This is a genomic window from Streptomyces sp. 13-12-16 (genome assembly GCF_002114215.1).
Taxonomy (GTDB): domain Bacteria; phylum Actinomycetota; class Actinomycetes; order Streptomycetales; family Streptomycetaceae; genus Streptomyces.
Genome location: NZ_NCTE01001511.1, coordinates 244 through 1,785 on the forward strand (window position 1 = coordinate 244; position 1,542 = coordinate 1,785).

Below are 1,542 nucleotides of genomic sequence, written 5' to 3' on the forward strand. Positions count from 1 at the left end.
TCTGCTTCCCGCACGCGGGCGGTTCGGCCAGCTTCTACCACCCGGTCTCGGCTCGGTTCGCCCCGGCCGCCGAGGTCCTGTCACTGCAGTACCCCGGCCGTCAGGACCGGCGCAAGGAGCCCTGTGTGGAGGACCTCGGCCGGCTGGCCGACCTGGTCGCCGAGCAGTTGCTGGCGCTGGACGGCCGGCCCTGCGTGTTCTTCGGGCACAGCATGGGCGCGACGCTGGCCTTCGAGACGGCGTGGCGGCTGGAGCAGAAGGACGCCGGACCGCTCACCGTCATCGCCTCCGGACGGCGGGGCCCGTCGACCACGCGTGCCGAGGAGGTGCACCTGCGGGACGACGACGGGATCGTCGCCGAGATGAAGCGGCTGAACGGCACCGCGGCGGGTGTCCTCGGCGACGAGGAGATCCTGCGCATGGCCCTGCCGGCGCTGCGCGGCGACTACCGCGCCATCGAGACGTACTCCTGCCCGCCGGACCGGACGGTGCGCTGCGGGATCACCGTGCTCACCGGCGACGGCGACCCGCTCACCACGGTCGAGGAGGCCGAGCGCTGGCGGGACCACACCGAAGGCCCCTTCCGGCTGCGGGTGTTCACCGGCGGCCACTTCTTCCTCACCCGGCACCTGACCGCGGTCAACGGCGAGATCGCCGACGCCCTCGACCTGGCTCGGTCCGCCCCGGCGTCCTGACGTCCGCCCGGGCGGTGCCGCCGGACGGCACCGCCCGGGCAGGCGCAGGAGTCGTGGTCGACCCGCCACCGGAGAGCCCGCACACGGCCGGACCGTCACCCGCGTCCGTCACGTTCCCCGTCACTTTCCGCTCACGCGCCTCCTGGACAAGGAAACGCTCATGCGCACACTGCTCGTCGACAACTACGACTCGTTCACCTACAACCTGTTCCACTACCTGTCCCGGGTCAACGGGCGGGAGCCCGAGGTGATCCGCAACGACGACCCGGCGTGGCGGCGAGGGCTCCTCGACTCCTTCGACAACGTGGTGCTCTCCCCCGGTCCCGGCACACCGCACCGACCCGCCGACTTCGGGCTGTGCGCGGGAATCGCCGAGGAGGGCCGGCTGCCCGTGCTCGGGGTGTGCCTGGGCCATCAGGGGATGGCGCTGGCCCACGGCGCCTCGGTGGGCCGCGCGCCCGAGCCGCGCCACGGCCGGATCTCCGCCGTGCGGCACGACGGCACCGGGCTGTTCGAGGGGCTGCCGCAGCCGCTGGAGGTGGTCCGCTACCACTCCCTCGCCGTGACGGACCTGCCGCCGGAACTCGAGGCCACGGCGTGGTCGCCGGACGGGGTGCTGATGGCGCTGCGCCACCGGACGCTGCCGCTGTGGGGTGTCCAGTTCCACCCGGAGTCCATCGGCACCCGGGAGGGCCACCGGCTGCTGGAGAACTTCCGCCGGCTGACCGAGCGGCACGGCCGCTCCCGTCCCGGCGGGAGCGGGCCGGCCGTCACGCGGGGCGTCCCGGAGCAGCGGCGGTCCCCCGACACCGCGGGTGCGGCCGGGCGCACGACGGCGGTCGCGGGC

General features: G+C 74.3%; 2 protein-coding genes. Both read left to right on the top strand.

Going from position 1 to position 1,542, the window contains the following annotated elements:
• Positions 1-695 (top strand): thioesterase II family protein (locus tag B7767_RS44205; protein WP_107486692.1); only part of this gene is annotated, 695 nt, incomplete at its 5' end.
• Positions 696-855: 160 nt separating this feature from the next.
• Positions 856-1,542 (top strand): aminodeoxychorismate/anthranilate synthase component II (locus B7767_RS44210; protein WP_256923815.1); only part of this gene is annotated, 687 nt, incomplete at its 3' end.